The organism is Mycobacterium sp., from assembly GCF_035697385.1.
Lineage (GTDB): Bacteria > Actinomycetota > Actinomycetes > Mycobacteriales > Mycobacteriaceae > Mycobacterium.
In genome coordinates, this window is sequence record NZ_DASSCY010000240.1 from 1 (window position 1) to 4,137 (window position 4,137).

General features: G+C 65.2%; 4 protein-coding genes. 3 read left to right on the forward strand and 1 reads right to left on the reverse strand.

The window, feature by feature from the left end; translation table 11 throughout:
* From VFH65_RS20190 to VFH65_RS20200, 3 genes are all read left to right on the forward strand, one after another.
* A partial coding sequence (locus VFH65_RS20190; RefSeq protein ID WP_353323823.1) for a cupin domain-containing protein occupies positions 1 to 250 on the forward strand: 250 nt, incomplete at its 5' end.
* An 83-nt stretch (positions 251 to 333) separates the two neighbouring features.
* A complete protein-coding gene (locus tag VFH65_RS20195; protein ID WP_353323824.1) occupies positions 334 to 2,037 on the forward strand; it encodes a DEAD/DEAH box helicase in 1,704 nt (567 codons plus the stop codon).
* 121 nt (positions 2,038 to 2,158) lie between these two features.
* On the forward strand, positions 2,159 to 3,562 hold the full coding sequence (locus VFH65_RS20200; protein ID WP_353323825.1) for a vanadium-dependent haloperoxidase: 1,404 nt from the start codon (positions 2,159 to 2,161) through the stop codon (positions 3,560 to 3,562).
* Here VFH65_RS20200 and VFH65_RS20205 read toward each other — a convergent pair.
* Positions 3,532 to 4,053, reverse strand: a complete 522-nt coding sequence (locus VFH65_RS20205) for a polyketide cyclase (RefSeq protein ID WP_353323826.1) — start codon at positions 4,051 to 4,053, stop codon at positions 3,532 to 3,534. The two genes, VFH65_RS20200 and VFH65_RS20205, sit on opposite strands and share 31 nt — an antisense overlap.
* Positions 4,054 to 4,137 lie beyond the last annotated feature (84 nt).

Consider the following 4,137-nt stretch of genomic DNA (forward strand, 5'->3'; position numbering starts at 1 on the left):
GTCGGGAACGGTCAGGCTGTACGACGGCAACGACTGGATCGACGGGCACCCGAACGACTTCCTCTACGTGCCACCCGGCGGCATTCATGGCTTCCGCAACGAGGCCGACGAGCCTACGTCGATCTTGATGCTGTTTGCTCCGGGCGCGCCGCGCGAGCACTACTTCGAGGGCATGGCCCAGCTGGGCGACATGACCGACGAGGAACGTCGGCAATGGTTCATCAAGAACGACAACTTCTTCATCGAATGACACGCCAACCGTCGACACGCCGAGAGATGCGCCGCCGTAATCCCTTGCGCTAGGCTGCTCCTCGATCAGTGAGGAGTCTTTGGGTGCGGGCTTATACAGCGCCCGACACCCAGGCTTTGCGAAGCTGGCAGCGTCGGGCATTGGTGCGGTATCTTGCCGCGCAACCGCGCGACTTCCTCGCCGTCGCAACCCCGGGTTCAGGCAAGACGGCGTTTGCCCTGCGCGTCGCCGGCGAGCTGCTGGCCGAAGGCGTTGTCGAGCGGATCACCGTCGTCGTGCCGACCGAACACCTCAAGATCCAGTGGGCGCTTGCCGCCGCGGGTGTCGGGATCGCGCTTGACCCGAAGTTCTCCAACTCGTCAGCGCAGACGTCGTCGGAGTATCACGGCGTCGTCGTCACCTATGCACAGGTGGCCAGCCACCCGACGCGACACCGGGTGCGTACCGAGAACCATCGCACGCTCGTCATCTTCGACGAGATCCACCACGGCGGCGACGCGAAAAGCTGGGGCGAGGCCATCCGCGAGGCCTTCGGTGACGCGACCCGACGGCTGGCGCTGACAGGCACGCCGTTTCGCAGCGACGACAGCCCGATCCCGTTCGTCAACTACGAGCCGGACGGCGAAGGCATGCTGCGTTCGCAGGCCGACCATGTCTACGGCTACACCGACGCGCTGCGCGACGGCGTCGTCCGGCCGGTGGTGTTCCTGGCGTACTCCGGGGAGGCGCGGTGGCGCGACAGCGCAGGCGAGGAGCACGCAGCGCGCCTTGGCGAGCCGCTCACTGCCGAACAGACCGCCCGCGCCTGGCGCACCGCGCTGAACCCGGCCGGCGAGTGGATGCCTGCGGTCATCGCGGCCGCCGACACCCGGCTACAGCAGAAGCGCCAGCATGTGCCCGATGCAGGCGGCATGATCATCGCCTCCGATCAAACGTCCGCCCGCGCCTACGCCGAGCTGCTCACCAAGCTAACCGGGGAGGCGCCGACGGTCGTGCTCTCCGACGATCCCGGATCGTCCGAACGCATCAGCCAGTACTCGGCCAGCACCAGCCGCTGGCTGGTCGCGGTGCGCATGGTGTCCGAAGGCGTCGATGTGCCGCGGCTGTCCGTTGGCGTGTACGCCACCAGCGCGTCGACGCCGCTGTTCTTCGCCCAGGCCATCGGCCGCTTCGTTAGGTCACGGCGCCCCGGTGAAACGGCGAGCATCTTCCTGCCGTCGGTGCCCAACCTGCTGATGCTGGCCAGCGAGATGGAAGCTCAGCGCAATCACGTGCTCGGCAAGCCGCACAGGGAGTCCGAGGGCGACGAAGAATACGTCGAGCGCCGCAAGTCTGAGCCCAGTGAATTGGATAACGGCTTCGAGTCGCTGGGTGCTGACGCCGAGCTGGACCAGGTCATCTTCGACGGCTCCTCGTTCGGCACCGCGACGCCGGCAGGCAGCGAGGAGGAGGCCGACTACCTCGGCATCCCCGGCCTGCTCGATGCGGGTCAGATGCGAGACCTGTTGCGGCGCAGGCAAGAAGAGCAACTTGACCGTCGGAGCCGCGCAGTCGGCGACATCGAATCGAGCACGGCGAGTCCTTCGCGGTCCTCGCAATACGGACAGCTGCGGGAACTCCGCCGCGAGCTGAACACGCTCGTGTCGATCGCGCATCACCGGACGGGAAAGCCACACGGCTGGATCCACAACGAACTGCGCCGGCTCTGCGGCGGGCCGCCGATTGCGGCCGCGACGACGGATCAGCTCAAGGCCCGCATCGAGGCCGTCCGCACACTGCAGGCCTAGGACTACTCGGAAAGAGGGTCAACCCTCGAGCGAAATCGAGTAGTTGATTACTCACGCTTTCCAATTCTGCGCGAACTTAATCTGCCTGCGTCCCAACCGACTGTCTGTGCAGGAGCGCGAAATGAATAGCGTCCTTTACTGGAATTCCATCCTTCTCGAAGCCTCGCGGCGGGATTTCACGACCGGCTATCCGAATAACCAGCAGCCTGGACCCATCCGGACCTCCCGAGCGATGGCGATAGTCCATCTCGCTATCCATGACGCGGTCGCCTTCCGCAACCGGCCGCAGGCCGCCTATCTCAACAAGAAAAGCGTGGCGCACGGCATCCCGAATCTGACCGGTCAGCCAGTCGCCGACCTCATCGCCGGCGCAGCGGTGACGACGCTGAAAGCGCTCTATCCCGACTACACCGCGTTTTTCGACGAGGCACTTTTCTTCAACGGCGCGCTCGGCACGGTGAACACCGCCGCCTTCAACCACGGCGTGACGGTCGCCGAGGCGCTCCTGGCACATCGCGACAACGACGGGTCCACGGACACGATCTTCGGGGCTCAGGCCCCATCCCCGGGGTACGGCCAGCACCGCGCCGATCCATACGCACCGGGTCAGCCGCAGGTGGGGCCGGTGTGGGGCAATGTAAAGCGCTTCACCGGCACTGAGCGTCAGAAGCTCGACCCGTTCCCGGGCAAGGATCAGGCCAACTATCTAGACGATGCGAACTATCGCGCCGATTTCGAAGAAGTGCGCGAGTACGGCGCGGCTACCCGCGGAGACCGCACCGCCGAGCAGGAGCGGATCGGTGTCTATTGGGGTTATGACGGCGCGAACAAACTCGGCGTGCCCCCACGCCTTTACAACCAGATCGCACGCCTCATCGCGCAGAACCACACGCCCTCGCTCAACACAGCACAGTTGGCCGAATTGTTCGCGGTCGTGAACGTCGCCATGGCGGACGCGGGCATCGACGCCTGGCATTACAAGTACGACAACGACCTGTGGCGTCCTGTGGTCGGCATCCGCCAGGAGAACGCTCCCGATGGCGACCCGTTCTGGGCACCGCTCGGCGCGCCCCAGACCAATGCCGCGCGCGGCACGAAGACCCCGCCGTTCCCCGCTTATCCATCTGGGCACGCGACGTTTGGCGCGGCGCTGATGCAGGCATTGAGGCTGGGCCTGAGCACCGCTCCCGAACCGATCACGGTTCAGGATGTGCTCGACGTCGAGACCGGAAATTCCGATCCGATCACGTCGGAGACATTCACCTTCATCTCCGACGAACTCGACGGCGTCTCGAGCGACCCCGATGGTTCGGTCCGGACGCGGGTGCCGGTCACGTTCAAGAACTTCGCCGAGCCGGTGTGGGAGAACGCGGTGAGCCGGATCTATCTCGGCGTGCACTGGCGCTTCGACGGCCTCCCGAGCAACGCCGCGCAGAATGTCGGCGGCGTGCCCCTGGGCCTTGCCATCGGCCAGGAGGCGCACGACTTCTTCAATCAGCCGCCGTCACTGTCAGGCAGTGTCTGACCTGCGATTTCTGCAAGATTTCTCAGCGAGTCGTCCAGGTGCTGGGGGGCGAACGGCGGGAATTCGATGTCGCGATTGTGCGGCGGCACTCGCGACCAGTCGTAGGTCAGCGTGACCTCGGTCTGGTCGGCGCCGACCGGTTTGAGGTCGTAGCGCCAGACCCACCCGCCGTATTCGATAGCGCCGTCGTCAGGACCATCGCGACCAGGGATGTGCCGGGCTTCCGCTCCTGGCTGCCACGCGATGGCGCGTGGTCGGTCGAACACCTCGACCCGGTTCGCCATCTCGTAGTCCTTGTTGGGGTGGTTGTCGTGGTACATCGCCACCCGGAAAATCTGACCCGTCTCCGTCAGGCGCTTGCTGTCGACAGGCTCGCGTACCCAGCCCGTGCCGTCGATCGCGGGATGTGTCGACGGGTCGGCCAGCACGTCGAAAACGACCTGAGCAGGCGCTTTGACGGTACACGTTGCGGATATGCGTTCCTCAGTCACGAGGTGCGCTCGGCCAGCTCAGCCAGATGCTTCAGCGAGTTGTCCAGATGCTGCTGATCGAACGGCGGGAATGAAATTTCCTCC